The 15,632-nt window shown below is 66.0% G+C and carries 18 protein-coding genes; 9 read left to right on the forward strand and 9 right to left on the reverse strand.

The window, feature by feature from the left end; genetic code table 11:
- Positions 1 to 53: 53 nt before the first annotated feature.
- Together glnA and BN1313_RS09110 are read right to left on the reverse strand one after the other, a co-directional pair.
- Positions 54 to 1,466 carry a type I glutamate--ammonia ligase gene (gene glnA / locus BN1313_RS09105; RefSeq protein WP_091739380.1) on the reverse strand — a complete coding sequence of 471 codons (1,413 nt, stop codon included), beginning with the start codon at positions 1,464 to 1,466 and terminating at the stop codon, positions 54 to 56.
- Positions 1,467 to 1,557: 91 nt separating this feature from the next.
- On the reverse strand, positions 1,558 to 1,896 hold the full coding sequence (locus BN1313_RS09110) for a P-II family nitrogen regulator (RefSeq protein ID WP_091739383.1): 339 nt from the start codon (positions 1,894 to 1,896) through the stop codon (positions 1,558 to 1,560).
- A gap of 466 nt (positions 1,897 to 2,362) precedes the next feature.
- On the opposite strand from BN1313_RS09110, the gene BN1313_RS09115 reads away from it, so the two are divergent.
- The gene (locus BN1313_RS09115; RefSeq protein ID WP_091742563.1) at positions 2,363 to 3,781 is read left to right on the forward strand and encodes an NAD(P)H-hydrate dehydratase; all 1,419 of its coding nucleotides are present in this window, start codon (positions 2,363 to 2,365) and stop codon (positions 3,779 to 3,781) included.
- On the opposite strand, the gene BN1313_RS09120 is transcribed toward BN1313_RS09115, so the two are convergent.
- Positions 3,778 to 4,818, reverse strand: coding sequence for a lysine-2,3-aminomutase-like protein (locus tag BN1313_RS09120; RefSeq protein WP_091739386.1), 1,041 nt, complete (start codon positions 4,816 to 4,818; stop codon positions 3,778 to 3,780). The two genes, BN1313_RS09115 and BN1313_RS09120, sit on opposite strands and share 4 nt — an antisense overlap.
- Positions 4,815 to 5,873, reverse strand: a complete 1,059-nt coding sequence (gene epmA, locus BN1313_RS09125; protein WP_218054341.1) for an EF-P lysine aminoacylase EpmA — start codon at positions 5,871 to 5,873, stop codon at positions 4,815 to 4,817. Before epmA ends, BN1313_RS09120 begins: the two co-directional genes overlap by 4 nt.
- Before the next feature lie 120 nt (positions 5,874 to 5,993).
- Between epmA and efp the strand changes: the two genes are divergently transcribed.
- Positions 5,994 to 6,560, forward strand: coding sequence for an elongation factor P (gene efp, locus BN1313_RS09130; protein ID WP_091739389.1), 567 nt, complete (start codon positions 5,994 to 5,996; stop codon positions 6,558 to 6,560).
- Between the two features lie 82 nt (positions 6,561 to 6,642).
- Here efp and rplI read toward each other — a convergent pair whose 3' ends face one another.
- From rplI to BN1313_RS09150, 4 genes are all read right to left on the reverse strand, one after another.
- Complete coding sequence (gene rplI, locus BN1313_RS09135) at positions 6,643 to 7,224, reverse strand: 50S ribosomal protein L9 (RefSeq protein ID WP_091739391.1); 582 nt, start codon at positions 7,222 to 7,224, stop codon at positions 6,643 to 6,645.
- Between the two features lie 12 nt (positions 7,225 to 7,236).
- On the reverse strand, positions 7,237 to 7,512 hold the full coding sequence (rpsR, locus tag BN1313_RS09140; RefSeq protein ID WP_091739394.1) for a 30S ribosomal protein S18: 276 nt from the start codon (positions 7,510 to 7,512) through the stop codon (positions 7,237 to 7,239).
- Positions 7,513 to 7,530: 18 nt separating this feature from the next.
- Positions 7,531 to 7,893, reverse strand: a complete 363-nt coding sequence (gene rpsF / locus BN1313_RS09145; RefSeq protein WP_091739398.1) for a 30S ribosomal protein S6 — start codon at positions 7,891 to 7,893, stop codon at positions 7,531 to 7,533.
- 213 nt (positions 7,894 to 8,106) lie between these two features.
- Entirely contained in the window at positions 8,107 to 8,661 is a 555-nt protein-coding gene (locus BN1313_RS09150) for a peroxiredoxin (RefSeq protein ID WP_091739401.1), read from the reverse strand.
- A gap of 166 nt (positions 8,662 to 8,827) precedes the next feature.
- On the opposite strand from BN1313_RS09150, the gene fabD reads away from it, so the two are divergent.
- From fabD to gmk, 7 genes are all read left to right on the forward strand, one after another.
- Positions 8,828 to 9,772 carry an ACP S-malonyltransferase gene (gene fabD / locus BN1313_RS09155; RefSeq protein WP_091739405.1) on the forward strand — a complete coding sequence of 315 codons (945 nt, stop codon included), beginning with the start codon at positions 8,828 to 8,830 and terminating at the stop codon, positions 9,770 to 9,772.
- Positions 9,773 to 9,782: 10 nt separating this feature from the next.
- Positions 9,783 to 10,523 (forward strand): 3-oxoacyl-[acyl-carrier-protein] reductase, encoded by a 741-nt coding sequence (fabG, locus tag BN1313_RS09160; protein ID WP_091739408.1) that lies wholly within the window; start codon positions 9,783 to 9,785, stop codon positions 10,521 to 10,523.
- Positions 10,524 to 10,642: 119 nt separating this feature from the next.
- The gene (locus BN1313_RS09165) at positions 10,643 to 10,882 is read left to right on the forward strand and encodes an acyl carrier protein (protein ID WP_091739411.1); all 240 of its coding nucleotides are present in this window, start codon (positions 10,643 to 10,645) and stop codon (positions 10,880 to 10,882) included.
- 105 nt (positions 10,883 to 10,987) lie between these two features.
- A complete protein-coding gene (fabF, locus tag BN1313_RS09170) occupies positions 10,988 to 12,280 on the forward strand; it encodes a beta-ketoacyl-ACP synthase II (RefSeq protein WP_091739414.1) in 1,293 nt (430 codons plus the stop codon).
- Position 12,281: 1 nt separating this feature from the next.
- On the forward strand, positions 12,282 to 13,331 hold the full coding sequence (gene mltG, locus BN1313_RS09175; protein ID WP_245620149.1) for an endolytic transglycosylase MltG: 1,050 nt from the start codon (positions 12,282 to 12,284) through the stop codon (positions 13,329 to 13,331).
- Complete coding sequence (locus BN1313_RS09180) at positions 13,328 to 14,212, forward strand: YicC/YloC family endoribonuclease (RefSeq protein WP_245620150.1); 885 nt, start codon at positions 13,328 to 13,330, stop codon at positions 14,210 to 14,212. Before mltG ends, BN1313_RS09180 begins: the two co-directional genes overlap by 4 nt.
- Positions 14,213 to 14,218: 6 nt before the next feature.
- Positions 14,219 to 14,875, forward strand: a complete 657-nt coding sequence (gmk, locus tag BN1313_RS09185) for a guanylate kinase (protein ID WP_091739417.1) — start codon at positions 14,219 to 14,221, stop codon at positions 14,873 to 14,875.
- Positions 14,876 to 14,995: 120 nt separating this feature from the next.
- Here gmk and BN1313_RS09190 read toward each other — a convergent pair whose 3' ends face one another.
- Positions 14,996 to 15,529 carry a hypothetical protein gene (locus BN1313_RS09190; protein WP_091739421.1) on the reverse strand — a complete coding sequence of 178 codons (534 nt, stop codon included), beginning with the start codon at positions 15,527 to 15,529 and terminating at the stop codon, positions 14,996 to 14,998.
- Between the last annotated feature and the right edge of the window lie 103 nt (positions 15,530 to 15,632).

Below are 15,632 nucleotides of genomic sequence, written 5' to 3' on the forward strand. Positions count from 1 at the left end.
AAAAGGCCCGGACGTCGCCATCCGGGCCCCCTCATAACGTCAGCTTTCGCCGATTAGCACTTGTAGTACATGTCGAATTCGACCGGGTGAGGATGGAGCTGGAGGCGCATGACCTCTTCCATCTTCAACTCGATGTAGGAGTCGATGAAGTCGTCATCCATGACGCCGCCGGCCTTCAGGAAACCGCGGTCCTTGTCCAGGTTTTCGAGGGCTTCGCGCAGCGAGCCGCAGACTTCCGGGATTTTCTTCTGTTCGCGGGGCGGGAGGTCGTAGAGGTTCTTGTCGGCGGGGCCGCCCGGATCGATCTGGTTCACGATGCCGTCGATGCCGGCCATCAGCAAGGCGGTGAAGGTCAGATAGGGATTGCCCATCGGGTCGGGGAAGCGAGCTTCCAGACGCTTGGCCTTCGGGCTGTCGACGTGCGGGATGCGGATCGAGGCCGAACGGTTGCGGGCCGAATAGGCCAGCTTCACCGGGGCTTCGTAGCCCGGCACCAGACGCTTGTAGGAGTTGGTCGTCGAGTTCGAGAAGGCGTTGATGGCCTTGGCGTGCTTGATGATGCCGCCGATGTACCAGAGGCACATTTGGCTGAGGCCCGCGTACTTGTCGCCGGCGAACAGCGGCTTGCCTTCGCCCCAGATCGACTGGTGCACGTGCATGCCCGAGCCGTTGTCGCCGAACATCGGCTTGGCCATGAAGGTGGCCGTCTTGCCGTAGGCGTCAGCGACATTGTGGATGACGTACTTATAGAGCTGCAGGCGGTCGGCCATGACGACCATGGTGTCGAACATCAGGCCAAGCTCGTGTTGAGCGGGCGCGACTTCATGGTGGTGTTTTTCCGGCTTCATGCCGAGCTCGCCCATGATGGAGAGCATTTCGCCGCGCATGTCCTGCAGGCTGTCGACCGGGTTCACCGGGAAATAACCGCCCTTCGGACCCGGGCGGTGGCCCATGTTGCCGCCTTCGTAGGCCTTGTTCGTGTTCACCGGCAGTTCGACCGAGTCGTAGCTGTAGCCGGTGTCATGCGGCTGGGTGGACCACTTCACGTCGTCGAACACGAAGAATTCGGCTTCCGGGCCGAAGTAGACCGTGTCGCCGATGCCGGCCGACTTCACGAAGTTCAGCGCGGCCTTGGCGATTGAGCGCGGGTCGCGATTGTAGGGGGTGCCCGTGTCGGGGTTCACGACGTCGCAGAAGATCGCCAGCGTCGTCTGCTGGTAGAAGGGATCGATGATCGCAGTGTCCAGGTCCGGACGCAGCTTCATGTCGCTTTCGTTGATGGCCTTCCAGCCGGCGATCGACGAGCCGTCGAACATGGTGCCGTCGGTCAGGAAGTCGTCATCGACGAGCGCGAGGTCGAAGGTGACGTGCTGCATCTTGCCGCGAACGTCGGTGAAGCGGACGTCGACGTACTTGACGTCTTTTTCCTTAATAAGAGCCAGAATATCCTTGGCGGTGTTGGCCATGGAAACGATCCCCTTTCCTTGAGCGCCGCGGCCCCTTGGACCGCGTTTTCGGTGGTTGGTGACTTAGACAGATTCTTCGAACCGCCTCGGTTCAGACAGCCTCCGGACCGGTTTCGCCGGTGCGGATGCGCATAACATCGAGGATGTCGGAGATGAACACCTTGCCATCGCCGATCTTGCCAGTGCGCGCGGCGCTGGCGATCGCCTCAATGGCGCGGTCGAGCTGGTCATCGGCGATGACGACCTCAATCTTTATCTTGGGCAGGAAATCGACGACATATTCGGCGCCGCGGTACAGCTCGGTCTGGCCCTTCTGGCGACCGTAGCCCTTGGCCTCGATCACGGTCATGCCCTGAACCCCAAGCTCCTGCAGGGCTTCCTTCACTTCGTCCAACTTGAACGGCTTGATGACGGCTTCTATTTTTTTCATTGGCTCGATCGGTCACTCTTCAAGCGCCCGCCTCAACGGACGCGGCGGACGGAGCACGTAGGCGGGCGCGCCGACAAGGGGCTATGCGACGGAACGCCCGCGAGCGTGCGGTAAACAAGCATATGTGCAAATAGTAGGCGCCTTGGGGACAATTTTCGACCATTGCCTAAAGGGCGATGTTGAGCCGCATTTTTACCGCGGGTCGGCCAAAAAGTTGGCGCAGAGATCGACGGGCCTGTTCAATGCAGGCTCTCGCCGAAGAAAACGCGGCGAAACTTGGCGTATTCGATCGAAAGCCAGCTTGGCCTTGCGGCTCCAGTTTGCTGAAGATTGTTACATTCGGCGCCCAATTTCCGGCGGCTCCGCAGGGGGGCCGACGCCTCGCTTGTGGGCGAAGGCGCAATCGCGCCACAACAGCCCCTACGGCGGAGGACTTGAGTTGAGCAGTATCCTGACGGTCGCCGAGATGCGCACAGCCGACGCCGCGGCGCTCGGCGCGGGCGCTTCCAACGCCATATTGATGGAGCGTGCGGCCGCAGCCGTGACGGAGGCGATCTGCGCGCGCCTGACGCCCCAACCGCTGACGGTGATCTGCGGGCCCGGCGACAATGGGGGCGACGGCTATGTGATCGCCCGCCTGTTGAAGTCTCGCGGCTGGCCCGTGACCGTTTGGGCGATCGCGGAGCCTGCGAGCGAGGGTTGCCTTCGTGCGCGGCAGGAATGGGCGGGGCCGGTCGCCCTCGCGGGGGCCGCGCCGCCGGAAGGCCTGGTGGTCGACGCGATGTTCGGCGCGGGGCTGGCGCGCCCCTTGAGGGGCGAGGCCGCGACCTTGGCGGCGCGGCTCGCCGAGAGTCCCAGTCGGGTAGTCGCCGTCGACCTTCCCAGCGGTCTTTCGGGCGACACAGGCCGTCCCTTGGGAGCCTGCGTCGCCGCGGCCCTGACCGTCACCTTTCATGCGCGCAAGATCGGCCACGTCCTGGAGCCTGGCCGCAGCCTGTGCGGCGAGGTCGTCGTCGCCGACATCGGCCTGGCGCCCCTGGCGACGACGGTTGTCGAGAATGACGTCGCCCTCTGGTTAGCCGGGTTTCCCTGGCCAGACGCTGCGTCCCACAAGCACTCCCGAGGCCGGATGCTGGTGGTCAGCGGCGACGCCTGGAACACCGGCGCCGCACGGCTGTCAGCGCGAGCCGGCCTGCGCATCGGCGCCGGCGTTGTCACGCTCTTCTCGCCCATCGAGGCGGCGGCGACCAACGCCGCGCATCTGGAGGCGGTCATGTTGCGCCCCTTCGAGACCGACATGGAGCTGGAGCAGGGTGCGGCGGACGTCGACGCCGCGGTCATCGGTCCGGCGGCGGGTGTGACGGAATCGACCTTGCTGAACGTGATGGCGCTGGCCCGTACGGGCGCGGCCCTGATCCTCGACGCCGACGCCATCACCATTTTTCGCGCCGACAGCGACGAGTTGTTCTCCATTCTGGATCGCGACGACGTGCTGACGCCGCATCCCGGCGAGTTCGAGCGGTTGTTTCCGGGGCTCCTGGCCAAATCGGAACACAGGATCGCCGCAGCGCGTGAAGCCGCGGGGATCGCCGGGGCCGTGGTTCTGTTGAAAGGCTCGGACACGGTGATCGCCGCGCCGGACGGGCGCTGCGCCGTCAGCCTCAACGGGTCGCCCTGGCTGGCGACCGCGGGATCGGGGGACGTGCTGACGGGGTTCATCGGCGGGCTGATCGCCCAGGGGATGGATAGTTTCGATGCGGCCTGCGCCGGCTGCTGGATTCACGCCGAGGCGGCTGAATTGCATGGCCCCGGTCTGATCGCGGAGGACTTGCCGGACCTGGCGCCTGAAATCCTGCGCCGACTCTACGACGCGCGCCAGGACTAGACGAGCGGCGGATAGGCGTGGAGGCGGCCTTGCGGATCCTCCACGTATTCGCCGTCCCAGTAGTGCGGTCCCACCGGGACCTTGCCGTGGCCGCCGGGGATATCGAGGACGTAGGTGGGCTGACACAGGCCGGACCAGCGCCCGCGCATAGCGCGCATCACCGCCTGGCCTTCGTCGAGGGTGGCCCGCAGATGGCTGGTGCCCGGCGCAAGGTCGCCATGGTGAAGGTAATAGGGCTTGATGCGTGTCTCGACGAATGCGCGCATGAGGGCGCCCAAGACCTCTGGATCATCGTTGACGCCCTTGAGCAGGACGCTCTGGGACAGCATGGGGACGCCGGCGTCGACGATGCGAGCGCAGGCGGCGCGGGCTTGAGGCGTGAGCTCGCGCGGATGATTGGCGTGCAGGGCCAGGTAGACGGCCTTGTCTCCGCATTTCAGCGCGCGCACCAGGGCGGGCGTGATCCGTTCGGGATCGACGGCCGGGACTCGGGTGTGGAGGCGTACGACCTTCACGTGGGCGATGTCGGCGAGGCGGGCCATCACCGCCTTAAGCCGTCGCGGCGACAGGACGAGGGGATCGCCGCCTGACAGGATCACTTCCCAGATGGCCGGCGTCGCGGCGATGTAGGAGAGGGCGGTCTCGATCTCGGCTGGCGTGAGGGCGCCGACCCCGCCGGGGCCGACCATCTCGCGCCGGAAACAGAACCGGCAGTAGGTGGCGCAGGCGTGGGTGAGCTTGAGCAGGCAGCGGTCTTCGTAGCGGTGGACGACGCCGGGGACAGGGCTGTGTGCGTCGTCGGCGATGGGATCTGCGGACTCCTCCGGCAAGTGGTTGAATTCCTCAGCCTGGGGCAGGAATTGCCGCGCAATGGGGTCGGCTTCGTCCAGCGGGTCGATCATCTCGGCCAGGGCCGGCGTCACCGCCACCGCGTAGCGGGCGGCGACCCGCTCCAGGGCGGGCAGCTGTTCCGCGCGGATCAGGCCGGCGTCGGCGAGCGCCACGGCGCTCGTGAGCGTCTTGAGGGGCTTGTTCATGGACAGATCTCCGCAACGGGGCTCCATAGCACCTGCTCGATGTGGTTCGCGCCAGAGGCGAGCATCACCAGCCGATCAAAGCCAAGCGCCGCGCCAGAAGCCTCAGGCATGATCTGCAGCGCCGCCAAGAAGTCCGGGTCGATGGGGTAACGTTCGCCGTAGACGCGAGCCTTCTCGGCCATCTCGGCCTCGAAGCGCGCGGCCTGCTCCGTGGCGTTGGTCAGCTCGCCGAAGGCGTTGGCGAGCTCGACCCCGCAGGCATAGAGCTCGAAGCGCTCGGCCACCCGCGGATCGTCGGCCTTACGCCGCGCCAGCGCGGCCTCGGCGGCGGGGTATTCGTGGAGGATGGTGGGGCGGCCGTGGCCGAGGTTGGGTTCGACCTTCTCCACAAGCACACGGCTGAAGACGTCCGACCAGGTGTCGTCGTCAGCTACGCGAACGGCCACGGCCGTCGCTGCTGTGGCCAGGGCGTCGCGATCCGTCGCGCCGGTCGTAGCGATGGTCGCCAGGAGGTCGATCTGCGCGAAGTCTTCGAAGGCCTCGGCTAGCGTCAATCGAGCGGGTTCGGCGAAGGGGTCGCAGGTCGAGTCGCGCCATGTTAGCGCCGGACGGCCGGCCGCTTCGGCGGCCAGCGCCAGCAGCAGGGCGCAGTCCGCCATTAGAGACTCATAGGGCTCTTCCGCCCGGTACCACTCGAGCATGGTGAATTCGGGATGGTGGAGGCGGCCGCGCTCGCGGTTGCGCCAAACCTTGGAAATCTCAAAGATGCGCTGCTCTCCGGCGGCCAACAGGCTCTTGCACGCGAATTCGGGAGAGGTGCGCAGGTAGAGGGCGCGGCGGGCGCCATCAAGCCCGAGCGCCTCGGTCTGGAAAGCATGTAGATGGGCTTCGTTGCCGGGGGAGACCTGCAGGCCCGCTGTCTCGACTTCGACAAAGCCGCGGTCGTCGAACCAGGCCCGCACGGCCTTCAAGATACGGCCGCGCGCTTCCAGGAACGGCCGGCGGTCCTGGTGGATGTCAGGCCGCCACCAAGGGGACGGAGAAGGCAGGTTCACGGGCGAAATCTTCGGCAGGCTGGCGATTTGGCCGCCGATCGTATAGGTGCGCCGACACAGGCTGTCGCCAGCAGAGTCATAGGCGGACCCCGGTCCGCAGAAATCTTAAGGACAAGAAACGTGAAAGTTCAGGCCAGCTCGCTGCGCAAGGGCGCCGTCGTCGACATGGATGGCAAGCTGTACGTCGTGCTCAACGCTGAAAATATCCACCCAGGCAAGGGCACGCCCGTGACCCAGCTCAACATGCGCCGCATCTCGGACGGGGTGAAGGTGTCGGAGCGCTATCGCACCACTGAGGTGGTCGAGCGCGCGACGGTGGATCAACGCGACTACACCTTCCTCTACAAGGACGGCGAAGAGTACCACTTCATGAACCCCGAGAGCTTCGACCAACTGGTGGCGCGCGACGACATCATCGGTGAACTCGGCGCCTATCTCGCTGATGGCATGACGGTAACCTTGCAGACCCACGAGGGGGCGCCCATCGCGCTGGAGTTGCCTGCCCGGGTGACCCTCGAGGTTGTGGACACCGAGCCGGTGACCAAGGGTCAGACGGCTTCAGGTTCGTATAAGCCGGCGATGTTGGCCAACGGTGTGCGCACCATGGTGCCGACCTACATTACCGCCGGCACCCGCATCGTGGTGCTGACCGAAGACGGTTCCTATTACGAGCGCGCGAAGGACTGATTAGTCCTGGCCTCGCGCCAAACAGCAAAACGGCGCGGAGGGTGACCTCCGCGCCGTTCGCATGTCGACCTTGGTCGGAAGCTTAGTCTTCCGAGTCGCCTTGGATCGAACCCGCACCGCCTTCAAGGAGGTCGGCCTGGGCTTCTTCGTCGGCGAGACGATCTTCTTCGAACTGCGAGTTGATGACGTTCTCACCGCGCGCCTGGCGCTCGGCTTCGTCTTGGCTGCGCGCGATGTTCAGGGTCACGGTGACCGTGACCTCGGCATGTAGGCGCACCTTCACCTCGTGGACGCCGATCGTCTTGATCGGCTTGTCCAGGACGACCATCGAGCGTTCGACCTTGCCGCCTTCGGCGTTGACCGCGTCGGCCACGTCACGACCGCTGACCGAGCCGTAGAGCTGGCCGCTTTCGCCAGCCTGACGGATCAGGATGTACGACGTGCCGTCCAGACCTTCGCCGGATTGGGCGGCGTCAGCCTTGGTGCGGGCGTTGCGGGCCTCGATGTCGGAGCGCTGGGCTTCGAACACCTTCAGGTTGGCGTTGTTGGCCCGGAGCGCCTTGGCGCGGGGCAGCAGGAAGTTGCGGGCGTAACCGTCCTTGACGTTGACCACGTCGCCGAGGGTTCCCCAGCCTTCCACGCGTTCGAGCAGAATGACTTTCATCTGTGCGCTCCCTTACTTCACGACGTAGGGGAGGAGGGCCAGGAAGCGGGCGCGCTTGATGGCCTTGGCCAGTTCGCGTTGCTTCTTGGCCGACACCGCGGTGATGCGCGAGGGCACGATCTTGCCGCGTTCCGAGACGTAACGCTGCAGCAGCTTCACGTCCTTGTAGTCGATCTTCGGGGCGTTGGCGCCGGAGAACGGGCAAACCTTGCGGCGGCGGAAGAACGGGCGGCGGGCGCCGCCTGCCGATGCGCCGGCGGTCGGGGCCGTGGAGGTTTCGTCAGTCATAGCGAGAGCCTCCCTTTCTTAGAATTGCGGGACATCGTCGCGACGATCGCGGTCGCGATCGCGGCGGGCGAGGACCGGAGACAGCTCCAGGTCCAGTTCTTCGACGCGAACGGTCATGAACCGCAGGACGTCTTCGTTCAGCGACAGCTGGCGTTCCATTTCCTTCACGGCGTCCGACGGAGCGTCGATGGCCAGGAGGGAATAGTGACCCTTGCGGTTCTTCTTGATCCGGTAGGTCAGGTTGCGCAGGCCCCAGTATTCGATCTTGGCGACATTGCCGCCGCCGGCTTCGATCTGGGCCTTCAGGGTGTCGTTGAGGGCTTCGGCCTGTTGCGGCGAGATATCCTGCCGCGAAATGACCACGTGTTCGTAAAGCGCCATATGGCTATTTACTTCCATGCTTGGGGCGGCGCGTCCGGTGGCGGAAGGTCCGACCGGATACGATGGATCTCTGATGCGCGGCGGCCGGGAGTTTCCCGAACCCTTTAGTGTTCCGCGCGAGACCGCTCCCGTGAAGAGGCGGGCGAATAGGGGAAAACCGCGGTTCTGGCAAGGAATACCTCCCCCTGCGTAGAGGGGGAGGGCAAGCATCCCCTACTTCTTGGCCCTCCAGGCCTTCACCGCGGCCAGGCTCTGGTTGACGTGTTCGTTGGGGTTGAGGTTGTCGTAGGCCAGCAGGATCTTGCCGTTGGGGGCGATCACATAGGTGGTGCGCGCCGACAGGTCGGTGGGCGGGGTGATGCCGGCGACCTTAAGAGGGGCGTCGTAGCTCTTGGCGATCTTGGCGCCCGGATCGGCGGCCACGGGGAACTTGCCGCCGCAGTGCTCGGTCTCGGCGGAGAAGGCGGCCAGTTCGTCGATCTTGCCGGCAGTGACGCCGATCACCGATGCGCCCTGAGCCTTGAAGTCGTCGACGGCCTCCGAGAACAGGTGGGCCTCGATGTTGCAGCCCTTGGTGTGGGCCGAGGGGAAGAAATAAAGCACGACGGGTCCCTTTTTCAGGGCGTCAGCCAGCTTGTAGGTGAAGGGCTTGCCGGCGAGGTAGGCGGGCGCAGTGAAGGCCGGGGCCACCGTCCCGGGCTTGAGGTCGGCCAGGGCGGGGCTGGCGGCGAAGGCGGCGAGCGCGAAGGCGGCGGCGAGGCGTTTCATGGCGGAGCTTCCTGGAGGCGTTTTGGGGGCTTATTTCCAACCAGACTACGCCCCTGGCGCGGATTGGGAAGCGCGACCGTCAGCGCCGACCCTTAACTTGCGGGGCGTTTTCATATCCCCTAAGTCCTCCCGCCTCAGAAGAAGCAAGAAAGTGAGAGGGAGCGGCATGAGCCTAGCGTTCATCTTTCCCGGACAGGGCAGCCAGGCCGTCGGCATGGGCGCCGAACTGGCCGAGGCCTTCGCCTCGGCGCGCGAAGTCTTCCAGGAGGTCGACGACGCCCTGGGCCAGAACCTCTCTCGGCTGATGCGCGAGGGCCCTGAAGACCAGCTCACCCTAACCGAAAACGCCCAGCCCGCCCTCATGGCGGTGAGCCTGGCGGTGATGCGCGTGCTGGAGCGCGACTTCAGCGCTGGCATCGGCAAGGCGGCCTTCGTGGCGGGCCATAGCCTGGGTGAATATTCGGCCCTCGCCGCCGCTGGCGCGCTCAGCCTTTCCGATGCGGCCCGACTCCTGAGGGTGCGCGGCCAGGCCATGCAGCGCGCCTTGCCGGTGGGCGCAGGCGCCATGGCCTCCCTGATCGGTCCGAAGACCGATGTCGCTCTGGCCGAGGAGGCCGCCGCCGAGGGCGCCAAGTTCGGCGTCTGCGTGGTCGCCAACGACAACAACCAAGGCAATGTGGTCATCAGCGGCGACAAGGCCGCCGTCGGCGCCGCGATCGAGAAGGCCAAGGCGCTAGGGGCGCGTGCGATCCTGCTGAACGTGTCGGCGCCGTTCCACTGCCCGCTGATGCAGCCGGCCGCAGACGAGATGGCCGAGGCCCTGGCGTCGGCGCGGATCATCGCGCCCGCTGCGCCCGTGGTGACCAATGTCACGGCGCGGCCGACGCTGGATCCGGAAGCGATCCGCGGCCTTCTGGTCGATCAGGTGACCGGCCGGGTGCGCTGGCGCGAGAGCATGCTATGGCTCGCTGGCGAAGGCGGAATCACACGGTTCGCCGAGGCGGGTTCGGGCAAGGTCCTGGCTGGGATGGCGAAACGGATCGCCCCTGACGCAGCGGCCGTTTCCCTGAACAGCCCGGCCGATCTCGAAACCTTCGCCGCGACCGTCTAAGGAGCCCGCCATGTTCGACCTGACCGGCAAGACCGCCCTCGTCACCGGGGCCACCGGCGGCATCGGCGCCGCGATCGCCCGCGCGCTGCACGCCCAGGGCGCGACGGTCGTGCTCTCCGGCACCCGCGAGGTGGCGCTGCAGACGCTGGCCGAAGAGCTCAAGGAGCGTGTCGCCATCGCGCCGGCGAATCTGTCGGACTCCGCGGCCGTGGACGGCCTGGTGGAGAAGGCGGAGACCATCGCCGGCCAGCCGCTGGACATCCTGGTCGCCAACGCCGGCATCACACGCGACGGCTTGATCTTGCGAATGAAGGACGCCGACTGGGAAGACGTGATCAAGGTGAACCTTGAGAGCTACTTCCGGCTGGCCCGGGCGGCGACCAAGGGCATGATGCGTCGTCGCCATGGCCGCATCATCGGCATCACCTCGATCGTCGGCGTGACCGGCAATCCAGGGCAAACCAACTACGCCGCCTCCAAGGCCGGCATGATCGGCTTCTCCAAGGCGCTCGCTCAGGAGGTCGCGACCCGCGGAATCACCGTGAACTGCGTCGCCCCCGGCTTCATAGAAAGCCCGATGACGGACGCCTTGAACGAATCCCAGAAGGCCCAGATCATGGGGACAATCCCGGCCAACCGGCTCGGGACCGGATCGGAAGTCGCGGCGGCCTGCGCCTACCTGGCGAGCGCCGAGGCGGCTTATGTCACAGGGCAAACCTTGCACGTCAACGGCGGCATGGCGATGATCTGAGCAGCGCCTATCTAGGGCGTGGCGCCCTAGTCGGGAACATGCTAACCGGCTGGCCGAACCAATCCATGCTGCGGCGGAAGACGCCGCAGTTAGAAGCTGACTAACGAGGGACCTACCTAATGTCCGACGTCCTTGAGCGCGTCCGTAAGATCGTCATCGAACACCTGGACGCCGATCCGGAGAAGGTCACTGAAAAGGCCAGCTTCATCGACGATCTGGGCGCCGACAGCCTCGACAACGTCGAGCTTGTGATGGCCTTTGAAGAAGAGTTCGACATCGAAATTCCCGACGACGCGGCCGAACACATCCAGACGGTCGGCGACGCCGTGAAGTTCATCCAGGAGCGGGTCGGCGCCTAATCGGCCCCCCAATCTGAGTTGACTCTCTGCTGACACCCATGGGCCGCCGCGCCGTTGAGGACCAAACTCCTCGGCCGCGGCGGCTTTCGTTTGAGGATCGCCCGTTTGAGCACCACTGCCCGCCGCGTCGTCGTCACCGGAATCGGCCTTCTGACCCCGTTGGGTCAGGGGACGGAGCTGAGCTGGAAGGCGATTCTCGAAGGCAAGTCCGGGGCCGGTCGGATCACCACGTTCGACCCCACCGACTACGCCTGCCAGGTCGCCTGCGAAGTGCCGCGGGTGGATGGCCGGGGCGGCGGCGGACCTGAGATCGAGGGCTCGTTCGATCCTGACAAGACCATGTCGCCGAAGGATCAGCGCCGGGTCGACGACTTCATCCTTTACGCCATGGCCGCCGCCGACGAGGCTGTCCGCGATGCCGACTGGATGCCGACGGACGAACATGAACGTCGGCGCACGGGCGTTATCCTGGGATCGGGCATCGGCGGCTTGGCGACGATTGAACGGACTTCCATCGAACTGGCGGAGAAGGGTCCTCGGCGGGTCAGCCCGTTCTTCATCCCCTCGGCGCTGATCAACCTGGGAAGCGGCCAGGTCTCGATCCGCTACGGTTTCAAGGGTCCTAACCACGCGGTTGTCACCGCCTGCGCGACGGGCGCCCATGCGGTCGGCGACGCGACGCGCCTGATCAAATATGGCGACGCGGACGTGATGCTGGCGGGCGGGGCGGAAGCAGCGATCTGCCCGGTCGGCATCGCCGGCTTCATCGCCTGCCGCGCGATGTCCACCGGGTTCAACGACTCCCCTCAAAAGGCCAGCCGCCCCTACGACAAAGGCCGGGACGGGTTTGTCATGGGCGAGGGTGCGGGCGTCCTGGTGCTGGAAGAATACGAACACGCCAAGGCGCGTGGCGCGAAGATTTACGCCGAGGTCGTCGGCTACGGATTGGCCGGCGACGCCTATCACATCACTGCGCCTGTCGAAGACGGCGACGGCGGCTTCCGGGCCATGGAGGCGGCGATCCGCGACGCCGGCATCAGCCCTGCCGATATCGACTACGTGAACGCCCACGGGACCTCGACGCCGCTCGGCGACGAGATCGAGCTTGGCGCGGTGTCGCGGTTGATGGGCGAGTCGGTGAACGGCCTGACCATGAGCTCGACGAAATCGGCGACAGGGCACCTCCTGGGCGCTGCGGGGGCGATCGAGGCGGCCTTCACCTGCTTGGCGATCCGCGACCAGATCGCGCCGCCGACGATCAATCTTGACGATCCGTCGGTGGAGACGCCGATCGATCTGGTGCCGAACAAGCCCAAGCCGATGGCGATCAATGTGGCGCTGTCCAACAGCTTCGGCTTCGGCGGCACCAACGCCTCGGTGATCTTCAAGAAAGTCTGACGTGGCCCGCACGCGCCGTCGTGCGCAGAACCGACGTCGCCGTCTTGCCCCGGCTTTCCGACGCCCCACAGCTCTGGGTGCGATCGGCCAGGGCGCCATCGCGCTGGCGGCGTGCCTGGGCCTGGCTGCGCTTTGGACGGGCTGGACCTACCTGGGGCCAGGCCCGGACGCGGTCTCCGGCGGGCTGGTGTCGATCGTCCTGCCGAAGGGCGCCGGCGTCGGCGACATCGCCGAGCAGTTGAAGGATGCCCGTGTCATTCGCTCCGAGAGCGTCTTCATCATGGTGGCGCGCGCGACGGGCGCCGCCGGTGGACTGAAGGCCGGCGAGTACGAGTTCCGACAAGGTGCGCCTATGGCCGACGTCCTGGCGGACATTCGGGCGGGCAAGGTGGTGCGCCGCATGGTGACGATCCCCGAGGGCTGGACCAGCGCCATGGCCGCCGAGGCCGTCGGCAAATCCGCCGTGCTGACGGGATCGACGGTTACGCCCGAGGAAGGGGTGCTACTGCCTGAGACCTACCGCGTCGAACGTGGGCAGACCCGGCAATCGGTGCTGGCGCGGATGGAGAAGGCTCAGGGCGACCTCCTCGCGGAGCTGTGGCCGGGGCGGCAGAAGGATTTGCCGTTCAAGACGCAGCGCGAGGCGGTGACGCTGGCTTCGATCGTCGAGAAGGAGACGGGGCTCGCTTCGGAGCGTCCACGGATCGCGGCGGTCTTCATCAACCGGCTGCGGAGGGGCATGCGGTTGGAGAGCGACCCGACGATCATCTATGGCGTGACCGCAGGCCGGCCGCTAGGACGCCGGATCTTGGCCTCGGAGATTGCTGCGCCGACAGCCTACAACACCTATCAGATCGACGGACTGCCGCCGACGCCAATCGCCAATCCGGGCCGCGACGCCATTGCTGCGGTGTTGAATCCGCCTAAGACCACCGAGCTATTCTTCGTGGCCGACGGCCAGGGGGGGCATGTTTTCGCCTCGGACTATGCGACCCATCAAGCCAATGTGGCGCGCTATCGCGCCTACCAGCGAAGTCAGGGCATCCGATGAGCGCGACCGTTTCCGGGATGACCGGCTTCGGACGGGCTGAGGGCGTCCACGGGGGCTGGAGCTGGGCGGTCGAGGCGCGCAGCGTCAACGGACGCAACCTCGAAGTTCGGTTCCGTGGCCCGCCAGGGTTTGACACCCTGGAACGAGTGGCGCGCGAGGCCGCGCAGAGCCGGTTCCAGCGGGGGCAGTTGACGATTGGTCTCCAGGCCAAGCGCCAGGAGGCGATGGGCGGCGTTCGCATCAATGTCGAAGTTCTGGAGCGCTATCTGGCTGCGGCCAGTCCCTATGTGGCCACGGGCCTCGCGGCGCCCCCGACCATGGACGGTCTGCTGGCCCTGCGCGGCGTGATCGAGCAAGATGCTGGCGAGGACGAGGCGGATAGCGCTGAGGCGGAGGCGGCCATGGCCGCCTCGCTCGGCCTGGCGATCGCCGCCCTGGAGTCCGCGCGCAGGGAGGAGGGCGAACAGCTGTCGCCGATCCTGGGCGGCCTTATGGATCGCATATCGGACCTGACAGTCCAGGCGGGCGCGCTGGCCGTTGATCAGCCCGGGGCCATCAAGGCGCGCTTCGCGCGGCGGATGGCCGAGCTGCTCGGTGAGGCCGTCAGTGAAGAGCGTGTCGTCCAGGAGGCCGCCGCCATGGCCGTGAAGGCTGATGTGCGCGAGGAGCTCGACCGCTTGGCTGGCCACGTCCGTGCGGCCCGCGCGCTGCTGGCTTCGGGTGAAGCCGTGGGGCGACGACTGGATTTCCTGACTCAGGAATTCATGCGCGAAGCCAACACCCTGTGCTCAAAGTCAGCGATCGGCGCGTTGACGACCGTTGGCTTGGATCTCAAGGCGACGATCGAGCAATTTCGCGAACAGGTGCAGAATGTGGAGTGAACGCCGATGAGCGATGACCACGGCCGGCCTTGGGAAACCCAGCGTCGCGGCCTTCTGCTGCTCGTATCCAGCCCCTCGGGCGCCGGGAAGACCTCGTTGTCGCGCCGTCTGGTGGCCGACTATTCCGATATGGTCCTGTCGATATCGGCGACGACACGGGCGCCCCGGCCGGGCGAGCAAGAGGGGCGCGAGTACTTCTTCAAGACCCGCGAAGCCTTCGAAGCGATGATCGCAGCCGGCGAACTTCTGGAGTGGGCTGAGGTCAACAAGAACCTCTACGGCACGCCGAAGGCGCCGGTGATGGCGGCCTTGGAGACCGGCAAGGATGTGCTGTTCGATATCGACTGGCAGGGTGCGGCCCAGGTCGCTGAGCATGCGCCGCACGACAGTGTGCGCGTGTTCATTCTCCCGCCGTCCTGGACCGACCTGTCGCGCCGCCTGCATGCGCGCGCTCAGGATTCAGAAGCTGTGATCCGCGCGCGCCTCGATCTGGGCAAGCAGGAGATCGAGCGCTGGGCCGCCTATGATTATGTGATCGTCAACAAGGATTTCGACCGCGCCTACGCGGACCTCGGGCATATCTATCGCGCCGAGCGGATGAAGCCCGGCCGCAACCCTTGGCTGCCGGGCTTTGTCGACAGCCTGCTTGACGAGACGATCTAACGTTCAGAACAGCGATTACGCCGCACCGCGTCGCGAGCTTTTGCCTGGGCGCAGCGCGGACTTAGGTCGATCTGTCGGGCGGCCGGGGGTCTTGATGCGCGCGATGAGCGAACAGGCATGTCAGTAGGCGGGAGCCTTGGCGGCTGTCGACGCCGGCAGGACCGCGTTGGCCGTTTCCTGGATGGGGGTGTCCGTTGGCTCCAAACCCGCGGCCTTGAGGCCGGCCGCGACTGTGCGATTGGGCTCGCCGGATAGGGTTGTGAAGGTGAGGGTGGCGCTCTGGGCGCGCAGTTCACCTCGGTTGGCGAAGCCCCGCTTCTCCGATGCGTTCAGGGTCACGCCATAGGTCTTTCCAGGCCAGGCCCGGCACAGCAGGACAAAGGTCTTCTCGTCGTTGAGCAGGCGCGGGGTCTGAACGCACTCCAAGGGTTCGCCGCCCGGCGCCGGCCCGTAGTCGAAGCCGTTCAGCAGCATCTTCTGGTTGAAAGTCACTTTCAGGACCAGAACACCCGGCGCCACCGTCTGGTCTTGGGCCGGGTAGGTCGCCACGACTTTCGGCGCTTCGCCCGAAAACACCGTCACGGGCGAGACGGTCTGGGCGAACGCTGGTGCGGCGGCGACGGTCGCCGCCAGGGCGAGGCAGATCAGGCGCATGAGTCCACTTTGCGCGCCAAGCGTGACCAAGAGAAGGCCCGAAGCGGCGCTCTGGCGGCGGACAACAGTTTGTCAGGTGGGTTGAACTTCACCGTATGAGCGG

The organism is Phenylobacterium immobile (ATCC 35973) (assembly GCF_001375595.1).
Lineage (GTDB): Bacteria > Pseudomonadota > Alphaproteobacteria > Caulobacterales > Caulobacteraceae > Phenylobacterium > Phenylobacterium immobile.